The organism is Enterococcus raffinosus, assembly GCF_001886185.1.
GTDB classification, from domain to species: Bacteria; Bacillota; Bacilli; order Lactobacillales; family Enterococcaceae; genus Enterococcus_A; species Enterococcus_A raffinosus.
Window position 1 is genome coordinate 37,071 of the sequence record NZ_JXLA01000010.1, and the last position, 22,321, is coordinate 59,391.

General features: G+C 38.0%; 24 protein-coding genes. 23 read left to right on the forward strand and 1 reads right to left on the reverse strand.

Annotated features, from left to right (window positions below):
• The first annotated feature begins 101 nt into the window (after positions 1-101).
• The 11 genes from RV13_RS07010 (at position 102) to recN (ending at position 9,406) form a co-directional block, all read left to right on the forward strand.
• Entirely contained in the window at positions 102-1,166 is a 1,065-nt protein-coding gene (locus RV13_RS07010) for a M24 family metallopeptidase (RefSeq protein WP_028020327.1), read from the forward strand.
• Positions 1,167-1,381: 215 nt separating this feature from the next.
• Positions 1,382-1,939 carry an elongation factor P gene (efp, locus tag RV13_RS07015; RefSeq protein ID WP_010745901.1) on the forward strand — a complete coding sequence of 186 codons (558 nt, stop codon included), beginning with the start codon at positions 1,382-1,384 and terminating at the stop codon, positions 1,937-1,939.
• Positions 1,940-2,126: 187 nt separating this feature from the next.
• Positions 2,127-2,552 carry an Asp23/Gls24 family envelope stress response protein gene (locus RV13_RS07020; RefSeq protein ID WP_010745902.1) on the forward strand — a complete coding sequence of 142 codons (426 nt, stop codon included), beginning with the start codon at positions 2,127-2,129 and terminating at the stop codon, positions 2,550-2,552.
• A complete protein-coding gene (gene nusB / locus RV13_RS07025) occupies positions 2,545-3,003 on the forward strand; it encodes a transcription antitermination factor NusB (protein WP_010745903.1) in 459 nt (152 codons plus the stop codon). Before RV13_RS07020 ends, nusB begins: the two co-directional genes overlap by 8 nt.
• A 57-nt stretch (positions 3,004-3,060) precedes the next feature.
• On the forward strand, positions 3,061-3,918 hold the full coding sequence (locus RV13_RS07030; RefSeq protein WP_028020326.1) for a bifunctional methylenetetrahydrofolate dehydrogenase/methenyltetrahydrofolate cyclohydrolase: 858 nt from the start codon (positions 3,061-3,063) through the stop codon (positions 3,916-3,918).
• Between the two features lie 15 nt (positions 3,919-3,933).
• Positions 3,934-5,268 carry an exodeoxyribonuclease VII large subunit gene (gene xseA, locus RV13_RS07035; RefSeq protein WP_010745905.1) on the forward strand — a complete coding sequence of 445 codons (1,335 nt, stop codon included), beginning with the start codon at positions 3,934-3,936 and terminating at the stop codon, positions 5,266-5,268.
• Positions 5,268-5,489, forward strand: a complete 222-nt coding sequence (locus RV13_RS07040; protein ID WP_028020325.1) for an exodeoxyribonuclease VII small subunit — start codon at positions 5,268-5,270, stop codon at positions 5,487-5,489. The genes xseA and RV13_RS07040 overlap by 1 nt, the downstream gene beginning before the upstream one ends.
• Positions 5,489-6,373 carry a polyprenyl synthetase family protein gene (locus RV13_RS07045; RefSeq protein WP_010745907.1) on the forward strand — a complete coding sequence of 295 codons (885 nt, stop codon included), beginning with the start codon at positions 5,489-5,491 and terminating at the stop codon, positions 6,371-6,373. Before RV13_RS07040 ends, RV13_RS07045 begins: the two co-directional genes overlap by 1 nt.
• Before the next feature lie 44 nt (positions 6,374-6,417).
• Positions 6,418-7,233 carry a TlyA family RNA methyltransferase gene (locus tag RV13_RS07050; protein ID WP_028020324.1) on the forward strand — a complete coding sequence of 272 codons (816 nt, stop codon included), beginning with the start codon at positions 6,418-6,420 and terminating at the stop codon, positions 7,231-7,233.
• 15 nt (positions 7,234-7,248) lie between these two features.
• On the forward strand, positions 7,249-7,707 hold the full coding sequence (locus RV13_RS07055; RefSeq protein WP_028020323.1) for an arginine repressor: 459 nt from the start codon (positions 7,249-7,251) through the stop codon (positions 7,705-7,707).
• Between the two features lie 28 nt (positions 7,708-7,735).
• A complete protein-coding gene (gene recN, locus RV13_RS07060) occupies positions 7,736-9,406 on the forward strand; it encodes a DNA repair protein RecN (protein WP_028020322.1) in 1,671 nt (556 codons plus the stop codon).
• Between the two features lie 26 nt (positions 9,407-9,432).
• Here recN and RV13_RS07065 read toward each other — a convergent pair whose 3' ends face one another.
• A complete protein-coding gene (locus RV13_RS07065) occupies positions 9,433-9,549 on the reverse strand; it encodes a DUF4044 domain-containing protein (protein ID WP_010740492.1) in 117 nt (38 codons plus the stop codon).
• A gap of 227 nt (positions 9,550-9,776) precedes the next feature.
• Between RV13_RS07065 and RV13_RS07070 the strand changes: the two genes are divergently transcribed.
• The 12 genes from RV13_RS07070 to RV13_RS07125 all read left to right on the forward strand — a co-directional run bounded on the left by RV13_RS07070 (position 9,777) and on the right by RV13_RS07125 (position 22,313).
• Positions 9,777-10,148: a DUF3397 domain-containing protein gene (locus tag RV13_RS07070; RefSeq protein ID WP_010745912.1), complete on the forward strand. Its 372-nt coding sequence runs from the start codon at positions 9,777-9,779 to the stop codon at positions 10,146-10,148.
• 168 nt (positions 10,149-10,316) lie between these two features.
• Complete coding sequence (gene mraZ, locus RV13_RS07075) at positions 10,317-10,748, forward strand: division/cell wall cluster transcriptional repressor MraZ (protein ID WP_028020320.1); 432 nt, start codon at positions 10,317-10,319, stop codon at positions 10,746-10,748.
• Between the two features lie 15 nt (positions 10,749-10,763).
• A complete protein-coding gene (rsmH, locus tag RV13_RS07080; protein WP_028020319.1) occupies positions 10,764-11,717 on the forward strand; it encodes a 16S rRNA (cytosine(1402)-N(4))-methyltransferase RsmH in 954 nt (317 codons plus the stop codon).
• Positions 11,718-11,722: 5 nt separating this feature from the next.
• On the forward strand, positions 11,723-12,100 hold the full coding sequence (ftsL, locus tag RV13_RS07085) for a cell division protein FtsL (protein ID WP_028020318.1): 378 nt from the start codon (positions 11,723-11,725) through the stop codon (positions 12,098-12,100).
• The gene (locus tag RV13_RS07090) at positions 12,101-14,290 is read left to right on the forward strand and encodes a penicillin-binding transpeptidase domain-containing protein (protein ID WP_028020317.1); all 2,190 of its coding nucleotides are present in this window, start codon (positions 12,101-12,103) and stop codon (positions 14,288-14,290) included.
• Positions 14,291-14,305: 15 nt separating this feature from the next.
• A complete protein-coding gene (gene mraY / locus RV13_RS07095) occupies positions 14,306-15,268 on the forward strand; it encodes a phospho-N-acetylmuramoyl-pentapeptide-transferase (RefSeq protein WP_028020316.1) in 963 nt (320 codons plus the stop codon).
• A 14-nt stretch (positions 15,269-15,282) separates the two neighbouring features.
• On the forward strand, positions 15,283-16,647 hold the full coding sequence (murD, locus tag RV13_RS07100) for a UDP-N-acetylmuramoyl-L-alanine--D-glutamate ligase (protein ID WP_028020315.1): 1,365 nt from the start codon (positions 15,283-15,285) through the stop codon (positions 16,645-16,647).
• 9 nt (positions 16,648-16,656) lie between these two features.
• Positions 16,657-17,748, forward strand: a complete 1,092-nt coding sequence (gene murG, locus RV13_RS07105) for an undecaprenyldiphospho-muramoylpentapeptide beta-N-acetylglucosaminyltransferase (protein ID WP_028020314.1) — start codon at positions 16,657-16,659, stop codon at positions 17,746-17,748.
• 3 nt (positions 17,749-17,751) lie between these two features.
• Complete coding sequence (locus RV13_RS07110) at positions 17,752-18,870, forward strand: cell division protein FtsQ/DivIB (RefSeq protein WP_028020313.1); 1,119 nt, start codon at positions 17,752-17,754, stop codon at positions 18,868-18,870.
• A 165-nt stretch (positions 18,871-19,035) separates the two neighbouring features.
• Positions 19,036-20,361 (forward strand): cell division protein FtsA, encoded by a 1,326-nt coding sequence (ftsA, locus tag RV13_RS07115; RefSeq protein ID WP_010745921.1) that lies wholly within the window; start codon positions 19,036-19,038, stop codon positions 20,359-20,361.
• 21 nt (positions 20,362-20,382) lie between these two features.
• The gene (ftsZ, locus tag RV13_RS07120) at positions 20,383-21,621 is read left to right on the forward strand and encodes a cell division protein FtsZ (RefSeq protein WP_010745922.1); all 1,239 of its coding nucleotides are present in this window, start codon (positions 20,383-20,385) and stop codon (positions 21,619-21,621) included.
• Positions 21,622-21,635: 14 nt separating this feature from the next.
• Positions 21,636-22,313 (forward strand): YggS family pyridoxal phosphate-dependent enzyme, encoded by a 678-nt coding sequence (locus RV13_RS07125; protein ID WP_028020312.1) that lies wholly within the window; start codon positions 21,636-21,638, stop codon positions 22,311-22,313.
• The last annotated feature ends 8 nt before the right edge of the window (positions 22,314-22,321 follow it).

Here is a 22,321-nt window from a genome sequence, read left to right on the forward strand (position 1 = left end):
TTTTCGGCTTCTGTTTTTTTTGTGAAGCTTCTATTGTTTTTCTAGACGTGTTCGTTCAGCTTTTTGACACACTTTGTTATAATGGATAATGGGTGATAAGAATGATAAAACGAATTGAAAAATTACGTACACTGATGAAAAAAGAAGTAATTGATGCTTACTTAGTAACAAGTCCAGCTAACCTTCGTTATTTGACAAATTTTACCGGAACGGCAGGGTTGGCATTTATCACATTAAATAATGCGTTCTTTATTACAGATTTTCGTTACACTGAGCAGGCAAGTGAACAAGTTCAAGCCATGACAATCATTCAACATCAAGGAGATATTGTAAGTGAGATTCTCAAGCTGATAGAACATGAAGAAGTCAATGTTTTAGGATTTGAGGATTCGTTTATGACTTATGCGGATTATTCTGTTTTTGAGGAAGTGATTGATGCTGAATTGGCTCCAGCAAGTGGACTAATTGAAAAATTAAGAGAGCAGAAAGACTCTGGTGAAATCGCCATTATTGAAAAAGCATGTGCCATTGCTGATGAAGGTTTTGAACATGTTTTAAAAATGATTCGTCCTGGAATGACAGAGATTGAGGTGGCTAACCAGCTAGATTTCTTCATGCGTTCACTTGGTGCAACAGGAACATCGTTTGATACGATTGTTGCAAGTGGTGTACGTTCCGCTTTACCCCACGGTGTAGCCAGTGAAAAAATGATCGAGCAGGGAGATTTAATTACACTTGATTTTGGCTGTGTATATCAAGGTTACGTGTCAGACATTACACGAACTTTTGCGATAGGTGACCCTGGTCAAGAGTTAAAAGATATTTATCAAATTGTATTAGATGCGCAATTACACGTTCTGGCTGCAGCACAAGTTGGTGTAACTGGTGCACAATTGGATGCCGTCGCTCGGAACATTATTACGGAAGCTGGATATGGTGAAGCTTTCGGACATTCTACTGGACATGGTATTGGCTTGGACATTCACGAAGGACCAAATATTAGCCGTTCCAATGAAAAAACCTTAGCGGTGGGCAATGTTATCACGGATGAACCAGGAATTTACATAGCTGGTTTAGGTGGTGTGCGAATAGAAGATGATCTAGTGATTTTAGCTGAGGGCAATCGAATCTTAACTCAATCATCAAAAGAACTGATTATTTTATAAACTTTTTGCTTTTGTATCCCTTGTTAAAAACTTAGTGGAAACAAGGCTGTGTTTTTTGTTAAGAAATAGTTTCATTAAAAACGAATGACCTAAACAGAGTAGTGGTAGCGTAAGTAAACAAGAAATGATAAACTAGAACCAAATCTGTAAAGATGGGGTAATAGGTAGATAATCACTTCTTTTGATTATCTTTTAGTGAATTAGGAGGAAGTATCATGATTTCAGTAAACGATTTTAAAACTGGTTTGACTATCGAGGTGGATGGCGGCATTTGGCGCGTAGTTGACTTTCAACATGTAAAACCAGGTAAAGGTGCGGCCTTCGTTCGTTCAAAACTTAAAAATTTACGTACTGGAGCAGTTCAAGAAAAAACGTTCCGTGCAGGTGAAAAAGTAGCGAAAGCTCAAATTGACAATAAAAAAATGCAATACCTTTATGATGACGGAGACAACTATGTTTTCATGGATATGCAGAGCTATGAACAAATTGAGATGCCTAAACAACAAGTGGCAGAAGAAATGCTCTACGTGTTAGAAAACACTGAACTTACTGTTATTATGTATGGTAATGAGGTATTAGGGGTGGACCTTCCTAATACTGTTACTCTAGAGGTTGCAGAAACGGAGCCCAATATCAAGGGTGATACATCATCAGGTGGTTCAAAACCCGCTGTAATGGAAACTGGCTTGACAGTAAATGTACCATTCTTCGTAAATCAAGGAGATAAGCTGATTGTTAATACACAAGATGGCAGTTATGTTTCTCGAGCATAATCGTTTTTGCTGTTCTATTTTGATTAGTTGAAGATTTAGAAACGTCATTAATATTTAATTTCTTATGAATAGAGATTTTTAAATTAAATTAATTATGTATATTCTGTTAGATGATATACGATATCAGTAACGGCCTTATTTTTCTTTAGAGAAATAAGGATATTTGGAGGAATAAGGAGAGAGTAAAATGGCAGATGAAAAAAATTTAGTTTTAGGCGAAAGCCCAGAACTTGGTGAGATTATTATTGCGCCAGAAGTAATCGAAGTAATTATCGGAATTGCAGCCTCAAAAGTTGATGGTGTCTATGGTATGCGTGGTTCCTTAGCTAGCAATGTCACTGAATTGCTTGGTAAATCAGCACACGGTAAAGGCGTTTATCTTAAAAACGATGAAGATGGTTTAAAAGTCGATATCTATTCTTACTTTGATTATGGAACTTCTGTACCAAAAGTAGCGATGGCAATGCAGGAACGTGTAAAACAGCAAGTATTGTTCATGACTGATTTAGCTTTAAGTGAAGTAAACATTCATGTTGTAGGTGTAGTTGCGGAAAAATTGGAACAACCGACCCTAGAAGAATTATTTAATGATGAAGAGGAAAATAATGAGTAAAGAATTGTCACGTCACGAGATTCGGGAAAAAGCATTGCAGGCATTATTTCCCTTAGATTTTAATCAAGAGTTAACTAAAAAAGATGCGATCAACCATGCTTTAAGTATTGATCAACAAGAATTTGTCAGTGATGACGAAGAAGCATTTGTTCCCATCTATCTGGATGAATTAGTTGGTGGAGTTGTCGATCATCAAACAGAGCTGGATGAAATTATAAAAAAACACCTGCGTTCTAACTGGACGATTCAACGAATTGCAAAAATGGATTTGATTATTTTGCGACTAGGAATCTATGAAATGTTGTACAACACGCAAGTACCCAATCGAGTAGTTTTAAACGAAGCAATCGAGTTAGCCAAAACTTTCAGTGACGACCAGTCAAGAAAGTTTGTCAATGGTATCTTATCTAATGTAATGAAAGAGATCGATGAAGCTGGGGCAAATAGCTAATAAAGCTATTTTTCCCAGCTTCATTTAAACTATACAGAAAAAGAAGTGGGGATTAATATGGCGCAAATTATCGATGGTAAAAAATTGGCAGAAAAACTTCAAAAAGAAACAGCAAGTCAAGTGAATACGTTGGCAGAAAAAGGAATTTATCCTGGATTGGTTGTCCTATTGGTCGGAGAAAACCCAGCCAGCCAGATCTATGTAAGAAATAAAGAACGGGCTGCTAAGAAAATTGGTATCCATTCAGAGGTAAAACGTTATCCTGAAAGTATTACTGAAACTGAGCTGATTAGAGAAATCGAACAATTTAATCAATCAGATGAATTTCATGGAATATTAGTTCAGTTACCTTTGCCAGATCATATTGATGAAGAAAAGGTTTTACTGGCAATTAATCCTTTAAAGGACGTTGATGGGTTTCATCCAATGAATATGGGAAGATTATTTGCTGGAATGCCCCATACGATTCCTTGTACTCCTTATGGCATTATGAAAATGTTTGAAGAATATGATATCCCTTTGGCAGGTAAACAGGCAGTAGTGATAGGTCGAAGCAATATTGTGGGTAAACCAATGGCGATTTTATTATTAGAGGCGGATGCAACAGTCACATTAACCCATTCAAAAACGAAAGATTTGGCAAAAGTAGCTAGTAAGGCGGATATTTTAGTTGTAGCAATCGGCAGAGGCCACTTCGTTACAAAAGAATTTGTTAAGCCAGGAGCAGTTGTCATTGATGTTGGAATGAATCGAAATGAAGAAGGAAAATTAATAGGTGATGTGAAGTTCGATGAAGTCGAACCAATCGCTAGCTACATTACCCCGGTTCCTGGGGGAGTAGGACCTATGACCATCACTATGTTAATGCAGCAAACAGTCGAATGTTGTGAGCGACAAGTACTGAATCACGAATAACAAAGAGGTGTTTAAATGGCACAAGAATATTTAACCGTCAGTGCTTTAAACAAGTATATTAAACGGAAGTTCGATGTAGACCCCTATTTAGAGCGGGTCTATTTGACCGGAGAGATATCAAATTTCCGTATGCGAGCAAACAGTCATCAATACTTTAGTTTAAAGGATGAACGTTCCAAAATAAGTGCTATTATGTTTAAAGGAGCGTTTCAAAAGCTGAGGTTTACGCCAAAAGAAGGTATGAAAGTATTAGTGGTAGGTCGCGTGGCATTGTATGAAGCTAGTGGCAACTATCAGATTTATATAGATCATATGGAGCCTGACGGTGTCGGTGCGCTCTATCAAGCATTAGCAGAATTGCGAGAGAAATTGGATAAAGAAGGATTGTTTTCTCTCCCCAAAAAGTCATTGCCTCGCTTTCCGAAACGAATCGCTGTAATCACTAGTCCTAGTGGCGCAGTGATCAGAGATATTATTACAACAGTAAAACGCCGATATCCCATTGTGCAACTGGTTTTATTTCCCACATTGGTTCAGGGAGATAAAGCTGCTGCAGATATTGTCTCAAATATCAAAAAGGCCGAGAAGTTGAATTTTGATACTATGATTATTGGTCGAGGTGGGGGATCGATTGAAGATCTTTGGCCCTTTAATGAAGAGATTGTCGCTCGAGCAATTGCAGCATCTCCGATTCCCGTCATCTCTTCAGTCGGGCACGAAACGGATACGACGATCGCTGATTTAGTTGCAGATGTCCGAGCAGCAACGCCAACAGCAGCTGCAGAATTAGCGGTACCTGTTTTATCGGAAGAAATTTTACGAGTTAAAGAGAAACAAGCACGTCTAGAACAAGCCTTTATGCATCAATTACAACGAAAAAAAGACCGTTTTGAACGTTTGCAGCAATCCTATATCTTTAGACAGCCTGCACGATTATACGAAGCGCAAAGTGTGCGATTGGATCGATTAGTACAACAATTGCAACAAAATATGACTGTTTTAGTCAATCAGCGAGAACGCGAATTGATGCAGTACAGCAGTCGCTTGGCCCAAGCCAATCCTATCAATCGTTTGAAACAAGCGCAACAGCAAATGACATATTTACAGGAACGGCTACAGCAGCAAATGCAGGGATATATAGAAGCTCAACAGCGTAGATTACAGCAGGCAGTTATGTCTCTTGATTTATTAAGTCCACTAAAAACGATGGGACGAGGGTTTACATATACGACCCAAGATGACCAAGTAATTCGTTCTGTTAAGAATTTAAAAGAAAAAGAAATGGTCGTGCATTTTGTTGATGGAAATGTAAAGGCATCAATCTTAGAAATTGAGGAAGGAAAAAAATAATGGAAAATATAACCTTTGAAGAATCAATTACTCAACTAGAAAATATTGTGTCACAATTAGAACGTGGCGATGTGCCATTAGAAGAAGCACTTGAAGCATTTCAAAAAGGTATGGTTTTAAGCAAGCAATGTCAGGATACTTTAACGAAAGCAGAAAAGACATTAACCAAGATGATGAGTGAAGATGAAGAAGTGCCTTTTACAGGTGAGGAGGGAGCCTAATGTTACAGCAGCTTTCTGCTGAAGAGCTACCTAAAGTTGAAAAAGAAATAATTGATTTTATCAACACCTACACAACACATGAAGAGTTAAAGGAAAGTATGCTTTATTCAATTAATGCGGGGGGAAAAAGGATTCGCCCGTTAATAGTATTGGCGACAGTAAAAGCTTTTCAAAAAGAGTTGTCTTTGCCCGTTTACCAGACTGCGGGAGCATTAGAAATGATTCACACCTATTCGTTAATCCATGATGATCTTCCAGCAATGGACGACGATGATTTACGACGTGGGAAACCGACGAATCATAAGGTTTTCGGTGAAGCATTAGCAATTTTAGCAGGAGATGGCCTTTTAACGGGTGCGTTTCAACTGCTCAGTGAAACTATTTTAGACTCCACTGAAACTGTCTTGTTGATCCAGTTATTAGCAAAGGCTGCTGGGACTGGAGGCATGGTTGCAGGACAAGCGGGAGATATGGCGGCAGAAAAGCAGCATGTTTCATTAGATGAATTAAAGATAATTCATCGTGGGAAAACAGGTGCTTTGTTGACTTATGCTTTCGTAGCTGGAGGAATCCTTGCGAATCAAACGGAGTATGTGCTTGAACTTCTAAAAAAACTTGGTGGGCACATTGGTTTGGCTTTTCAAATTCGGGATGATTTATTGGATATTGTGAGTTCAACAGAAGAATTAGGAAAGCAAGTCGGTCAGGACGAAAAATCAGATAAAAGCACATACCCAGCATTATTGGGAGTTGAAGGGGCTAAGCAGTCTCTGGTAGACGAGTTAAGTCAAGCTGAAGATACAATCCAACAATTATCAAAAGTGGCAGAAGTTCAGCCTGAAATTTTCGAAGATTTACTAGCGCTCTTTGCTCTGAAGAAATAATGTGTTGAATGAAGTTAAATCTATTATAAGAAATAGGAGATATCATGAAAAAAGAACGTGTCGACGTGTTGGCTTTTAATCAGGGACTTTTTGAAACCAGAGAAAAGGCTAAACGCGGCGTGATGGCTGGTTTAGTATATGATCAAAAAAATGAACGACTAGATAAACCTGGTGAAAAAATTTCAATTGAGACAGTTTTACAAGTAAAAGGGCAAAGCTTAGCGTATGTTTCTCGTGGTGGATTAAAATTAGAAAAGGCTCTAAAAAGTTTTGATGTAGATATTGATCAAAAAATTCTGTTGGACATAGGATCTTCTACAGGCGGGTTCACAGACGTTGCATTGCAAAACGGTGCTTTGTTAAGCTATGCCTTAGATGTTGGCTATAATCAATTGGCTTGGAAACTACGTCAGGATGAGCGAGTAGTTGTCATGGAACGAACGAATTTCCGTTATTCTAAGTTAGCAGATTTTAAGAAGGGACAACCAAATTTTGCAACAATTGATGTTTCCTTTATCTCTTTAAAGCTGATTTTACCTCCCTTACATGAAATTTTGATGGATAACGGTGACGTGGTCGCGTTGATTAAACCACAATTTGAAGCGGGAAGAGAATTTGTAGGGAAAAAGGGAATTGTTAAGGACCCAAAAACACATTTGATGGTGTTAAAGGAAATTACTGATTTTGCAATAGCGCATGGTTTTAATGTAGAAGAACTGACTTTTTCTCCTATTACTGGTGGGGAAGGAAACATTGAGTTTTTGGCTCATTTGAAAAAAGTACCTGAAACAGGTTGTTTAAAATCAGAAATTAATTTGGAAATGGTTGTAGCAGAGGCTCATCAGCAATTAGATAAATGATCAGGAGGAAAAGAAATGCGAAAAGACGAGCGCCATCGCATTATTACTAAGTTATTGAGCGAGTATGATGTGAAGAAGCAGGAGGAATTTGTAACAGTTCTTGCGCGAGAAGGTGTGAAAGTAACTCAAGCAACAATTTCACGTGATATCAAGGAAATGAAACTCATTAAGGTACCTTCTCCGAATGGTGGGTATCGATACAGTATGCCCCTTCAAGAACAGGAAGACGTGAATGAAAAACTGGCTGATTTGTTAAAAGATGCCATGGTTTCTATTGATCAAATGGAGAAATTTATCAGTGTTAAAACACTTCCGGGAAATGCGTCTGCCTGTGCAAATCTATTAGAAAAACAATTCATGAAAAATTTATTTACGACCTTGAATGATGATGATAGTGTTTTGATGATTGCAAGAACAGAAGACGATGCAAAATATATAAAACAAGATATCGTTGAAAAAAGCCAGAATAATTAGTAAGTCTCATTAAAAGGAGAATATGAAAATGTTGCAAGAGCTAACAATCAAAAATTTTGCGATCATTTCTTCGTTGCATTTAGGATTTACTGATGGAATGACAGCTCTAACTGGCGAAACAGGCGCTGGAAAATCAATTATTATTGATGCAGTTAGCTTGTTAGCTGGAGCTCGTTCATCCATCGAATATATTCGCCAAGGTAGTGATAAATGTTTAGTTGAGGGGCTTTTTGATTTGCCTAAGCAACATGAGTTCAGTCTACTAATGGAAGAACTTGGAATTGAAGTAGATGATGCAGGATTGATTGTTCAAAGAGATTTGAATATCTCAGGAAAAAGTGTCTCACGAGTGAACGGAAGAATTATTACTTTGGCGAACTTACGAAGAATTGGTCAATTCTTAGTAGACATTCAAGGCCAAAACGACCACCAGGAATTGATGCATCCAGAATCGCATCTCCGTCTTTTAGATAGTTTTGGTGACTCGGCTTTTCAAGAGAAAAAAAATAGGTATCAGACCGCGTATCATAGCTATATAACTTTAATGAATCAAGTTAGGAAATTTAAACAAAATGAACAATCTTTTGTTCAAAGAATCGATATGCTAACTTTTCAACAAGAAGAAATTGGAAATGCAGAGCTATCTATTGGTGAAGAAGAAAAACTGATGGAAGAGCGGGAGAAACTTACGAACTATCAGAAAATAGTAGATAGTCTTTCTTATAGTTATCAAGCTATGACAAATGAAGAAACAAACTCTTTAGACGCGATAGGTTCAGCTAGTCAGGAACTTCAAACAATAGCTTCTTTAGATGCTGACTATGAAAGCATTTCTGATAATGTTCATAGTGCCTATTATCTTTTGCAAGATGCGGTCAGTGAAATCGGGCGTCAATTAGATTTGCTAGAGTTAGATGAGGAGCGCTTGGATATAGTTAATGAAAGGCTTGAACTAATTCATCAATTGAAAAGAAAGTATGGAGATTCGATCGAGATCATTCTAAACTATTATGATAAGATTAGTGAAGAACTTTTGGATTCAGACTTCTCTGGAGACAAATTGGAAAGATTAGAAAAAGAACTATATGAAAAAGAAAACGAATTAAAACACTTAGCTGAGATGTTACAAGTGGCGCGAAAAAAGATGGCGAAAAAATTAGAATCAGCAATCCAAAATGAACTGAAGGATTTGTACATGGAGAATGCTCGGTTTGAAGTTAGTTTTAAAGAGAGCTCTTTTAATGCAGAGGGAGTAGATGAGGTAGAGTTTTACATAACGACTAATCCTGGAGAGCCATTGAAACCTCTAGTTAAAGTGGCATCAGGAGGAGAAATTTCTCGAGTCATGTTGGCTTTAAAGACCATTTTCTCAAAAACTCAGGGATTAACGAGTATTGTTTTTGATGAAGTAGATACTGGAGTGAGTGGGCGAGTCGCCCAAGCGATTGCAGACAAGATTTATCAAATTGGTCTGAATTCACAGGCCTTATGTATCACTCATTTACCTCAAGTAGCTGCTAAAGCCGATCATCAACTATTTATTCGTAAAGAGATAGTTGATGGAAGGACTTTAACTAAGGTAGAGGAGTTAACTGAAAGGGATCGTATTGACGAAATTGCTCGTATGTTAGCAGGAGCAGAGATTACAGATTTAACTGTCAAGCATGCAAAAGAATTATTGCAATTAGCAAAAAAATAGCCGGAGCTCATGCTCCGGCTATTTGCTTACATAATACTTAGTAGACTACTCAAAACCAATGAACCGATTGTTAAAATTAACATGGTCCAAATAACAATCTTGGTAACTTTAGAAAAAGTACTGGTAGATTTTTTGTTATTCATGCCGTCACCATCCTCAAAAAAATCTCAAATTCATCATACTTCATTTCTTGAAACTCCGCAAATAACTGAAAAAACTTTTAAAAAATACTAAGAAATCTTTTCGCGTCAATATTGCGAATTCAATTGTTAAAACTTGCTAAATCCTTTATATTTTAAATGAATTGAAACACGAATGTAACGATAATGCAGTATAGTGAAGGTAGTAGTTAGAAGAGGAAGGACTGTATTTGTTGGCATCATTTTCACCAATTTTGTTGTTATGGTACATTTTCCCGATTATCGTCTTTTTAGCGTCTGATTATATCGTAACAACTTTTAAATTAAAACAACGCTTCAATTTGAAAACGCCAGATATTACTGTACCATTTTTAATCGTTGGAATGCACGAAATATCAAAAAGTATCAGTACGTTTTCAATTTTACCATATTTTTTACTATCCATTCTATTATTGGGTATTAGCGTCGTCGTTTTCCAAGCCTATCGCTATCGTGAAATCATGTATGGTCGCTTTTTCAAAATGTTTTGGCGCTTAACGTTTTTATTATCAGTTTTGGTCTATTTTATTTTGATTATTGCAAGTATTATTAATGCCTTATAAATGAAAAAAACTTTAAAAAAACTCTTTATTACCTACGTATTTCCCGATAAACCAATATGGTTAGAGAAGGTCAAGAAACTGTTATTTTTGTTTTTTGTAAAGTGTGGTAGATTGTGGGGGATTGTGGTAGACTAATCTCATGCGGTGGTAAAAAGGGGTGAGGTCTAGATGTTCATGGGTGAATTTCAACACAATATTGATGCAAAAGGTCGATTGATCGTTCCATCAAAATTACGTGAACAGTTAGGCGAGAAGTTTGTTGTTACCCGAGGTATGGATGGGTGTTTGTTCGGTTACCCTTTAGCCGAGTGGAATCAATTAGAAACAAAGCTAAATGAAATGCCGCTTTCAAAGAAAGATGCGCGTGCATTTGTTCGTTTCTTTTATTCTGCTGCTACCGAGTGTGAGATTGATAAACAAGGTCGGATTAACATACCGGCATCTTTGCGTAGTCACGCTTCTTTGGAAAAAGAATGCGTCATCATTGGTGTAGCCAATCGCATTGAAATTTGGGATCAAACTCGTTGGAATGATTTTACAAAAGAAACAGAAGCTAGTTTCGACGACATTGCAGAGACAATGGTCGATTTTGGATTTTAGAGAAGAGGATTATCAATGACAGACTTTCAACATACAACCGTTTTGCTTCGCGAGACAGTTGATGGTCTAGCAATCAAACCAGACGGTATTTATGTTGATTGTACATTAGGCGGTGCTGGGCACAGTGAGTACTTGCTAAGCCAGTTAAACGCAGATGGACATCTTTATGCTTTTGATCAAGATCAAAAAGCGATTAATAACGCGAAAATTCGTTTGGCAAAATATGTCGAAAAAAAGCAAGTGACTTTTATTAAAGCTAATTTCAGAAATCTAAAAGAAGAACTGAATTATTTAGGTGTGACAGAAGTCGACGGGATTTTATATGATTTGGGCGTTTCCTCTCCGCAACTAGATGAAGCTGAACGTGGGTTTAGTTACCATCAAGATGCTCCATTAGATATGCGGATGGATCAGGATGCTCCCTTGAGTGCCTATCAAGTTGTAAATGATTACTCTTACCATGAATTAGTAAAAATCTTCTTTCGCTACGGGGAAGAAAAATTCTCTAAACAAATCGCACGTTTGATTGAACGCAAACGTGAAGAAAAGCCAATAGAAACTACAGGCGAGCTCGTTGATATAATTAAGGAAGCTATTCCAGCTCCGGCAAGACGAAAAGGCGGTCATCCTGCAAAAAGGGTTTTCCAAGCTATTCGGATTGCTGTGAATGATGAGCTAGGAGCAATTGAGAGTTCTTTGGAACAAGCGATTGATATGCTATCTGTTAACGGAAGAGTCAGTGTAATTACGTTTCATTCATTAGAAGATCGAATCGTGAAGACCATGTTTAAAGAATTTAGCACACCTAAGGATATGCCACCTGGCTTACCAATGGTACCGGAAGAATTTCAGCCAATGCTAAAATTAGTAAATCGAAAACCAATTATTCCTTCAGAAGAGGAATTAAATGAGAACAATCGTGCGAGAAGTGCAAAATTGCGGATCGCTGAGAAAGTGAAGAAAGGATAGGAATTATGGCAGAATTAAAAAATAAACAACCATTTCAATTTGATTCTCAGCAAGATGAGATTCAACAAACGCCAGATTCTTTCAAAGTCTTCGTTTCTCCTGGAGATCGTTTAAAGAAAATTACACGAGTAGAAAAATTTGCCGTGTTAGCTTTCTTAGTGATGTTAATTGGGCTGTCAATCGTGATGGTAAATTATCGTAATGAAATCAGCAAAACACAAAATGAAATTACTAGTATTCAAACCGATATTGATGCGAAAGAAAAAACAGCGACGCAATTACAACAAGAAAAAAGTGAATTGTCTCGATCTGATCGTTTGAAAGAAGTTGCGGAAAAAGCGGGTCTTTCTATCAATGACGCGAATTTAAGGAAAGTGAAGTAAATGAGCTTTAAAAGGCTAAGAAGAAAAATCCGAAAAAAGAATTTGACTCCGATGAACAATCGCAAAAAAGTAGGCGTTATTTTGTTTGCTACGAGTATTGGATTGTTCTTTTTATTTGCCGTTCGCATGATTTATGTGGTGGCAGGTGGACATGTAGCAGGAACATCATTAAAAGCTAAGACGGAAGAGCTTTATCATGGTGGTGAAGTTGTCAAGGCTAAACGAGGGACGATTTATGATCGTAACGGTGAGGTTATAGCAGAAGATGCTACCTCTTATTCCGTTTATGCAATTCTTTCGGAAAGCTATGTTTCAGGAAAAGATAAACTTTACGCCCAAGAGAAAAACTTTGATGAATTAGCTTCTATATTACATAAGTATTTAGGGATTAAAGAAAAAACAGCTTTGAAAACATTAAAGAGCGGCATAAATAGTGACGGGACAAGTAAGTATTACCAAGTTGAGTTTGGCAATAAGGGAAAAAACATTTCCGAGGAGACCAAACAAAATATCGAAGATGCGATGAAGAAAGCTAAAATCAAAGGACTATATTTCACCGATCACACTGATCGAATGTATCCGAATGGAAATTTTGCTTCTCACTTCATAGGTTATGCTCAACCAGACAAAAACGAAAATTTAGTTGGGATGATGGGTGTCGAAGCTGCTTACGACGATGTTTTAAAAGGGAAAGATGGAAAAGTAGTTTATCAAAAGGACGAAAACCAACGTCCAATTCCTGGCAGTGTTGCAGAAGAAAAGAAAGCAGTCGACGGAGAAGATATCTATACTACTTTAGACGCAGGCTTACAAAGCTATTTAGAAACGTTGTTGGACAAAGTGAATTCAGAAGCCAATCCTACAGAGATGACAGCTATGCTGATGCAGGCGAAAACAGGGGATATTCTAGCAATGTCTCAACGACCAACATTCAACCCAGAGACTAAGGAAGGGCTCGGGGAATCTGACGCATGGCGAAACTTCTTAGTAGAAGATAGCTATGAGCCAGGATCAACTATGAAGGTTTTTACCACTGCCGCAGCCGTTAACGAAGGCGTCTTTAATGAAAATGAAAGCTACGTTTCTGGAAAGATCCAAGTGGCTGATGCGACCATTAATGACTGGGACTTAGGCAAAAAAGGAATATTAACAATGCGCCAAGCGTTATCTTGGTCTAGTAATGTCGGAATGGTGAAGTTGGAAGAAAAACTTGGGGATCGTTGGCCTGAATACGTGAAACGATTTGGATTTGGTCAAAGTACTTATTCTGGTTTGCCTGGTGAATCAAAAGGAACTCTGCCGACGAGTAATATCGTTGACCAGGCGATGAGTTCATATGGACAAGCTATTGGGGTGACGAATTTTCAAATGATGCGCGGCTTTACTGCTGTTGCAAATGACGGAAAAATGCTGCAACCCCATTATGTTGAAAAAATAGCTAACCCTAATACAGGTAAAGAAATTATTACAAAGCCAGAAGTCGTAGGTGAACCAATTACGGCTGAGACCGCACAAAAGGTGCGTGAATACATGCGTGATACCGTAGAAAGTGAAAATTACGGTTCTGCTTATGATCAATACAAAGTACCCGGATATCATATTTCTGCTAAAACAGGGACCGCTCAAATTGCTGAGAATGGTAGATATCTGACAGGTGATACAAACTATATTTATTCAATTGCGTTGATGCTTCCTTCAGAGGATCCAGAATACATTTTATATTTAACAATGAAACAGCCACAGGAAAATAAAGAAGGTATTTTGGGAGAAATAGCTAATCCTTTATTGAGTCGTGCAATGGAATTCCAAAATAATGAATCTGATTCTTCAGAGGAAGAAAGTAATACTAAGGTTACTGTAGAAGATTATCGTAATCTTTCAACATCAAAAGCTGCAGCAGATGCCAATAAACGTGGACTGACAGCTGTAGTAGTTGGCGATGGAGATAAGGTTGTACAGCAGTCTGCCAAACCAGGTGAAAAGGTAATGGCAAATGAACATCTTATTTTGTTGACAGACGGCAAGAAAGAGATGCCTGATGTTCGTGGCTGGTCTAAAGCAGATATTTTGAAGTTGACTAATTTGCTGGATATTGATGTCACATTTAAAGGGGACGGCTACTGTACGAAACAAAATATTGCTCCCTATTCGGAAATATCGAAGAAGAAATTGAAAATTACGTTAGGTTAGACTGGAGAGAAAAAAATGCAACCGGCACAACTATTTATCGCTTTTGCCAGTAGTTTCGCAATTACTGTTGCAGGCATGCCATTTATTATTGGCTATTTTAGGATGAAGAAACAAGGACAAGAAATTCGTGATGAAGGGCCAAAATGGCATAATACAAAAGCTGGCACACCAACGATGGGTGGTTTAGGTTTTCTAGCCGCTGCAGTGATTACATCAATCTGGTTTAGTCTTTGGACGCAGCAAATGACAACCTCGTTATTAATTCTAGTATTCGTATTATTACTTTATGGAATCATTGGATTTCTGGACGATTTTATCAAATTAGCTAAGAAGCAAAATGAAGGATTAACTTCAAAGCAGAAATTCATTGCCCAAGTTGTTGTTGCGATAGTCTTCTATTTAATCTATCGAATGGAAGGTTATCCAAATACGTTGAATTTCTTTGGCATCGATTTACCCTTAAATATTGTCTATGGACTTTTTGCGATTTTTTGGTTGGTTGGTTTCTCAAATGCAGTAAATCTAACTGATGGAATCGACGGGCTAGTTTCAGGCTTAGGGACAATCTCATTTGCAACATACGGTATTATTGCTTGGAACCAACAACAATATGAAGTTTTAATCGTGTGCCTAGCTGTAATGGGTGGATTAGTCGGTTTCTTTCCCTACAATAGAAAACCTGCGAAAATTTTTATGGGAGATGTCGGTTCTCTCGCTTTAGGCGGATTGTTGGCAGCTATTTCAATTGTTCTACATCAAGAATGGACATTGCTATTAGTCGGTCTGGTATATATTTTTGAAACAGCAAGCGTGATTATTCAAGTTACTTCCTTTAAAATGACAGGGAAACGTGTTTTTAAGATGTCACCGTTGCATCATCATTTTGAGATGTCAGGTTGGTCCGAATGGAAAGTAGATACTGTTTTTTGGGCAATCGGACTGATTGCATCTATTATTGTTTTATTGATCGTACTGTAGGAGATGACTAGGAAATGAAACAAATCAAACAATATGAAAACGAAAAGGTATTAGTGTTAGGATTAGCGAAGAGTGGATTTAGTGCGGCCAAGTTATTAAACGACTTGGGCGCACTTGTTACGGTAAACGATGGAAAACCTTTCGAGGAAAACCCTGAGGCCCAAGGACTGTTGGAGCAAGGAGTTCGAGTGATTACAGGTCACCATCCAATCGAATTACTAGATGAAGACTTTTCATTAATGGTAAAAAACCCAGGTATTCCTTATGATAATCCCTTAGTGGCGAAAGCCGAAGAATTGCATATTCCAATTTTGACCGAAGTGGAGTTGGCTTATCAAGTCGCAGAATGTCCTATCGTTGGTATCACCGGAACGAATGGGAAAACGACAACAACTACCATGATCGGTCTATTATTGAATCAAGAGAGAAAGACTGGTAAAGCACACTTAGCTGGGAATATTGGTTTTCCTGCTAGTGAAGTAGCTTCTAAGGCTACAGCAGATGACGACATCGTTATGGAATTGTCGAGTTTTCAATTGATGGGAATTAAAAGCTTTAAGCCACAAATAGCAGTTATTACCAATATTTATGAAGCGCATTTAGATTATCATAAAACGCGTGAAAATTACGTAGCAGCTAAATGGGCAATCCAACAAAAAATGACCGCAGATGATTATTTAGTTTTAAACTGGAATTCAACAGAATTACAAGAGTTGAGCACACAAACTGGGGCACAAATTGTTCCTTTTTCTACAACAGAAAAGTTAGATAATGGGGCTTACCTATCAGATGGACAGCTGTGTTTCAAAAAAGAAAAGATTATGGCCGCTTCTGATTTAGGTGTACCTGGCGCTCATAATATTGAGAATGCTTTGGCAGCAATTGCAGTAGCAAAATTAAAAGGTATTTCTAATGAAGGAATTCGTAAAGCGTTAAGTAATTTTCATGGTGTTCCTCATCGAACACAATACGTGGATACGATCAATGGACGCAAGTTTTACAATGATTCAAAGGCAACAAACAGCTTAGCGACCGAAATGGCGCTAAGTGGCTTTGATAATGATCGTTTAATTTTACTGGCGGGCGGCTTGGATCGTGGAAATGAATTTGATGAGCTAATTCCGTCACTAGAAGGTGTCAAAGCAGTGATTCTTTTTGGGGAAACGAAGGACAAACTGGCTGATACTGCAAGAAGAGCAGGGATTCAGACAATTATTTTGACCTCTAATGTTGAAACGGCTGTTCCTTTGGCTTATGAACAGAGTGAAGATGGCGACAGCATTTTATTATCTCCTGCAAATGCAAGCTGGGATCAATACCCAAACTTTGAAATACGCGGAGATAAATTTATGCATGCTGTGAAACAACTAGAAAAGTAGGGAAATGAAATGAGAATACTTGTTACAGGCGGTGGCACTGGTGGACATATCTATCCAGCTCTGGCATTTATCCGTTACGTACAAAAAATCCAACCTGATTCTGAATTTCTATATGTAGGGACGCATCGAGGTTTGGAAAATAAAATTGTGCCTGAAACAGGCATCTCTTTTAAGACAATTAAAATTCAAGGATTTAAACGGAAACTTTCGTTTGATAATTTAAAAACCGTACAGCTGTTTCTAGAGAGTATCAAACGCTCGAAGGAAATATTGCGAGAATTTAAGCCAGATGTTGTGATTGGTACAGGCGGATATGTTTCTGGATCGGTTGTTTATGCGGCAGCAAGAATGAAAATTCCGACGATTGTTCACGAGCAAAATAGCGTACCGGGTATTACAAATAAATTTTTGAGTCGTTTTGCTGATAAGGTGGGCATCTGTTTTCCTGATGCTGCTCAATATTTTCCAGAAAATAAGACTGTATTAGTTGGAAATCCTCGAGCGCAAGAAGTAGTCACTAGTGGAAAATCAGACGTATTGGAACAATACAATTTGTTGCCAGATACCCCAACAGTATTAATTTTCGGCGGCAGTCAGGGTGCACTTAAAATAAACCAAGCAGTCATACAGGCGTTACCCAAATTCTCGCAAAAAGATTATCAGGTATTATATGCTTCTGGAGACCGTTATTATAACGAGATTTCCGAAAAAATTGATGTAGAAAAAATCAGTCGCAACTTGTCACTTCAACCTTATATAAAAAATATGACAGATGTTATGGCAAATGTAGACTTATTGATAGGTAGAGCTGGAGCAACATCCATAGCAGAGTTTACTGCATTGGGACTACCAGCCATCTTAATTCCGAGTCCATATGTTACCAATGACCACCAAACAAAAAACGCACAGAGCTTGGTAAACGCGGGTGCTGTTAAAATGATTGCAGATGCTAATTTAACAGGTGAAAATCTTGTTGAAGCAGTAGATGAAATCATGAATAACAATGAAAAAAGAGAAATAATGGCAAAAGCCTCTCGTCAAGAAGGAATTCCTGACGCAGCTGAACGCATGTGGTCATTGGTAAACGAGATCGTTAAATAATTATTGGAGGTGAGGATCATTAGTCGTGAAGAGTTTCCAGAAGAAAATAAAGAAAAAGAAGAAAAAACAAAACAAGAGAATTTGACTCCGTGGCAACTAGCAAACATGGAGTATTTAAAGCAAAAAGCGCTCGAGAAGGGCGAACCTGAAACACCGCCTAAATCTTCTGAATCGTCAGCTGAAAACACAAATACTAGTGAACCCGCCGATGAAAAAAAAGAAGCAGCAGATATGGATGATCCGCCGACTGTTGATGAGGATCTGGAAGACACAGAAGAAAAAGAAGCACCAGATTCTGCCAAAGGTCCAAAAAGCGGTTCGTTCTTAGAGCGTCTCCCCAATATTAAACATGAACGAAATCGTCGTCTCGTTCGAAGATCTTCCATTTTAATTGGATTATTTTCAATCCCGGCGATACTACTATTATATTACATTTCACCCTTAGGTAAGTTAGGTGGAGTAAGCATTACTGGAAATGAAAAAATTTCGGCAGAGATAATCAAAAAAGAACTCAATTTTTCAGTTGGAGATAATCTTTGGAGTCAATATTTTGATCGTAGTGACAATGTGAAAAATTTGAAAAAGCAAGAACTTCAGATTGAGGATGCGGAAGTTCACATCGATGGCTTCAATCATTTTGAAGTGAAAGTGAAAGAGTATCCAGAGGTCGCCTATTTAGAAAGTGATGGGAAATACTCACCTGTAATTTCGAATGGAAAGATTATTCCAGTCGAAGTTGAAAAAAGCGATGGAGAGCTGCCAATTTTGGAGAACTTCACTGGATCAAAACGAATATTGAAAGTTCTTGAAGGATATAAAAAGTTATCTGAAGAAGTAAAACAAGGAATATCTCAGATAAAATATGCTCCGACAAGTGAAAACAAAGAGTTACTGGAAATTTTCATGAATGATGGGAATAAAGTGTTGGTTAGTATCAACGATCTAGGGGATAAAATGAAATACTACCCTCAAATTGCTAAAGAAATGAGCGATAAAGAGATTAAAGGCGTAGTTGACATGGAAGCTGGAATATACAGCTATCCGTACACTGAAAATTCAGCTACTGAGGATTCAACTCAAGACTCGACAGAACAATCTGAAACGCCAGTTGGAAATGATTAAATTTATTACAAGAAAATGTTGAATCTTCTTTTTCATTCTAGGCAAAATGTGTTAAAATTGAAGGCAGTGAATTACTTGCAAAAAATTATATTTCATGCTTAACAGTAACTTAAAATATTAAATCTGAATAAAGCATTTATTTGAAAATAGGAGGGAATCCCATTCATGGCAAAAGCAGGAATGTATGTAGGCCTTGATATCGGGACAACATCGATAAAAGTTGTTGTAGCCGAGTACATCGATAGCCAAATGAATATCATTGGTGTTGGAAACGCAAAATCAGAAGGAATCAATCGTGGGATTATCGTAGATATTGATAAAACAGTACAGGCGATTCAACGAGCAGTAAAACAGGCCGAGGAAAAAGCTGGGATTCAGATTAAAAGTGTCAGTGTAGGATTACCTGCCAACTTATTAGAAGTTGAGCCTTGCCAAGGTATGATCGCTGTGAATAATGAGTCTAAAGAGATTATGGATGAAGATGTTCGTAATGTCGCTTCAGCAGCAATGGTTCGTTCGGTTCCTCCTGAAAGACAAATAGTTGCACTATTGCCTCAAGAGTTTACCGTCGATGGTTTTGAAGGGATCAAAGATCCACGCGGTATGATAGGTGTACGTCTTGAGATGTTCGGATTAGTATTTACTGGTCCTAAGACAATCATTCATAACATTACCAAATGTGTTGAAAAAGCGGGACTGTCTGTTGCTGAGACAGTAATTACATCTTTGGCTCTGACAGAATCTACATTATCTGATGGAGAAAAAGATTTTGGTACGATTGTTATTGACATGGGTGGCGGACAAACAACAACGGCCGTTATGCATGATAAACAATTAAAATTCACCCACGTGGATCAAGAAGGTGGAGAATTTGTTACTAAAGATATCTCGATTGTTTTGAACACGTCATTTAACAATGCGGAAGCATTAAAAATTAACTATGGGGATGCTTACCCAAGCCGCACATCAGCGGATGAAGATTTCCCTGTAGATGTGATTGGTAAAACAGATCCGATTAAAGTCGATGAGCGCTATTTAGCTGAAATCATTGAAGCACGTTTAGAACAAATATTCCGCAAAGCAAAAGAAGCTTTGGATGAAATCGAAGCGCTTGACTTACCAGGTGGAGTCGTGTTAACTGGTGGTGCTGCAAGCTTGCCAGGCGTAGTTGACTTAGCTGAAGATATTTTTGGGACGACAGTGAAACTTCACGTACCAAACCAAATGGGCTTGAGAAATCCAGTCTTTACAAATGTCATTAGTATCGTTAATTATTCAGCTGAATTAAGCGATGTATATCATTTGGCAAAATCAGCTGTGACCGGTGAAAAAGTTTCTTTATCTGCTTCACCTCAAACGAGCGCTGTCTCGACAGCACCTGTGTATGACGATTACGAAGCTTCAAATGATTACGAAGAAGAATCAAAACCAAAAAATGAAGAAAAAGTAACCGGGAAGATTAAAGACTTCTTCTCTAATATTTTTGACTAATTTGTAGGAGGAATAGAAAATATGGAATTCTCAATAGATAACAATATTAACGAAGGTGCAGTTATTAAAGTTATCGGTGTTGGCGGTGGCGGTGGCAATGCCATCAACCGTATGATCGAGGAAAACGTCAAAGGCGTTGAATTTATCGCGTCAAACACTGATGTACAAGCTCTTAAAAATTCAAAAGCAGAAACAGTTATTCAATTAGGCCCTAAATATACACGCGGTTTAGGTGCTGGTTCACAGCCTGAAGTTGGTCAAAAATCAGCAGAAGAAAGTGAACAAGCAATCCGTGATGCATTAGAAGGTGCTGACATGGTCTTTATTACTGCCGGAATGGGTGGGGGAACTGGTACTGGTGCAGCACCGATTGTTGCGAAAATCGCTAAAGATTTAGGTGCATTAACAGTAGGAGTCGTTACTCGTCCATTTAGCTTTGAAGGACCAAAACGCGGACGTTTTGCCGCAGAAGGTATTTCATTGCTTAAAGAAAACGTTGATACACTATTAATCATTTCAAACAATCGTTTACTTGAAGTTGTTGATAAGAAGACGCCAATGCTTGAGGCCTTCCGTGAAGCAGACAATGTTTTACGTCAAGGAGTGCAAGGGATTTCTGATTTGATTACAGCTCCTGGCTATGTCAACTTGGACTTCGCTGATGTGAAAACAGTTATGGCTAATCAAGGTACTGCTTTGATGGGTATTGGTGTTGCTAGCGGTGAAGATCGTGTTGTCGAAGCGACGAAGAAAGCTATTTCTTCTCCATTATTAGAAACATCCATTGATGGTGCAGAACAAGTATTGTTAAATATTACTGGCGGTTTAGATATGACGCTATTTGAGGCACAAGATGCTTCTGACATCGTTGCTAGTGCAGCTACAGGCGATGTAAATATTATTTTAGGTACATCAATCAGCGAAGAATTAGGCGATGAAATTCGCGTGACAGTAATTGCGACAGGAATTGACCCAACAAAAAAGGAGCGTAAGGCTACACGTAACACACAACGTGCTAGTCAAATCCAATCAGTTCCACAAAAGCAAAATTTAGATATCGAACCTTCAAGAAATAATGAAGGGCAATCTGCATTTGGCGAATGGGATATTCGTAAAGAAGAAAATATCCGCCCGAAGGTTGAAGAAACACAATTTGATAACATCGAAAAGAAAGAATTCGAAACCTTCAATCGTGAAGAAGTAAAACCTGAAAAAGACGAAGAACTAGATACACCACCATTCTTTCGCCGTAGAAAATAAAAGGGGGAGAGCACATGATCGCTGAAAACTTGCATAAAATCGAGCAAGAAATTCAGGAGTCGTGTGCTCTTGTTTCACGTAACCCAAAGGATGTTACAATGGTTGCGGTGACCAAGAGTGTCGACTCCAAAACAGCAAGTGAACTCGTTGAGTTGGGAATTTTGGATTTAGCGGAAAATAGGGTAGATAAATTACTAGAGAAAAAGCAAAGTCTTTCACAACATCAGCAGATCAAATGGCATCTTATTGGTAATTTACAGCGTCGCAAGGTAAAATTGATTATAAATGAAATTGATTTTTTTCATGCACTGGACAGTTTGCGTTTAGCACAAGAAATTCAAAAACGTGCGGAACATCAAATAGATTGTTTTATTGAGATAAATGTTTCTGGTGAAGAATCGAAGCATGGGATCAAACCAGCAGAACTTCATTCTTTTATTCAGGAAATAGCAGGGTTGGATAAGATACGAGTGATTGGCTTGATGACCATGGCTCCTTATGAAGCGAGTGAGCAGGAAGTTCGAACAATTTTTTCAACCTTGAAAGATCTTCAAGAAAGTGTGAAAAAACTAAACTTGCAATACGCCCCATGCACAGAATTGAGTATGGGAATGAGCCAAGACTTCAAAACGGCAATTGAAGAAGGCGCCACATTTGTTCGAATTGGAACGGCATTATTTAGGAAAGGTTAGGTAAAGTT

Excerpts from the sequence above, each read along its gene's own strand:
- RV13_RS07010 (WP_028020327.1), top strand. The coding sequence starts at position 102 with ATGATAAAACGAATTGAAAAATTACGTACACTGATGAAAAAAGAAGTA.
- efp (WP_010745901.1), top strand. The coding sequence starts at position 1,382 with ATGATTTCAGTAAACGATTTTAAAACTGGTTTGACTATCGAGGTGGAT.
- RV13_RS07020 (WP_010745902.1), top strand. The coding sequence starts at position 2,127 with ATGGCAGATGAAAAAAATTTAGTTTTAGGCGAAAGCCCAGAACTTGGT.
- nusB (WP_010745903.1), top strand. The coding sequence starts at position 2,545 with ATGAGTAAAGAATTGTCACGTCACGAGATTCGGGAAAAAGCATTGCAG.
- RV13_RS07030 (WP_028020326.1), top strand. The coding sequence starts at position 3,061 with ATGGCGCAAATTATCGATGGTAAAAAATTGGCAGAAAAACTTCAAAAA.
- xseA (WP_010745905.1), top strand. The coding sequence starts at position 3,934 with ATGGCACAAGAATATTTAACCGTCAGTGCTTTAAACAAGTATATTAAA.
- RV13_RS07040 (WP_028020325.1), top strand. The coding sequence starts at position 5,268 with ATGGAAAATATAACCTTTGAAGAATCAATTACTCAACTAGAAAATATT.
- RV13_RS07045 (WP_010745907.1), top strand. The coding sequence starts at position 5,489 with ATGTTACAGCAGCTTTCTGCTGAAGAGCTACCTAAAGTTGAAAAAGAA.
- RV13_RS07050 (WP_028020324.1), top strand. The coding sequence starts at position 6,418 with ATGAAAAAAGAACGTGTCGACGTGTTGGCTTTTAATCAGGGACTTTTT.
- RV13_RS07055 (WP_028020323.1), top strand. The coding sequence starts at position 7,249 with ATGCGAAAAGACGAGCGCCATCGCATTATTACTAAGTTATTGAGCGAG.
- recN (WP_028020322.1), top strand. The coding sequence starts at position 7,736 with ATGTTGCAAGAGCTAACAATCAAAAATTTTGCGATCATTTCTTCGTTG.
- RV13_RS07065 (WP_010740492.1), bottom strand. The coding sequence starts at position 9,549 with ATGAATAACAAAAAATCTACCAGTACTTTTTCTAAAGTTACCAAGATT.
- mraZ (WP_028020320.1), top strand. The coding sequence starts at position 10,317 with ATGTTCATGGGTGAATTTCAACACAATATTGATGCAAAAGGTCGATTG.
- rsmH (WP_028020319.1), top strand. The coding sequence starts at position 10,764 with ATGACAGACTTTCAACATACAACCGTTTTGCTTCGCGAGACAGTTGAT.
- ftsL (WP_028020318.1), top strand. The coding sequence starts at position 11,723 with ATGGCAGAATTAAAAAATAAACAACCATTTCAATTTGATTCTCAGCAA.
- RV13_RS07090 (WP_028020317.1), top strand. The coding sequence starts at position 12,101 with ATGAGCTTTAAAAGGCTAAGAAGAAAAATCCGAAAAAAGAATTTGACT.
- mraY (WP_028020316.1), top strand. The coding sequence starts at position 14,306 with ATGCAACCGGCACAACTATTTATCGCTTTTGCCAGTAGTTTCGCAATT.
- murD (WP_028020315.1), top strand. The coding sequence starts at position 15,283 with ATGAAACAAATCAAACAATATGAAAACGAAAAGGTATTAGTGTTAGGA.
- murG (WP_028020314.1), top strand. The coding sequence starts at position 16,657 with ATGAGAATACTTGTTACAGGCGGTGGCACTGGTGGACATATCTATCCA.
- ftsA (WP_010745921.1), top strand. The coding sequence starts at position 19,036 with ATGGCAAAAGCAGGAATGTATGTAGGCCTTGATATCGGGACAACATCG.
- ftsZ (WP_010745922.1), top strand. The coding sequence starts at position 20,383 with ATGGAATTCTCAATAGATAACAATATTAACGAAGGTGCAGTTATTAAA.
- RV13_RS07125 (WP_028020312.1), top strand. The coding sequence starts at position 21,636 with ATGATCGCTGAAAACTTGCATAAAATCGAGCAAGAAATTCAGGAGTCG.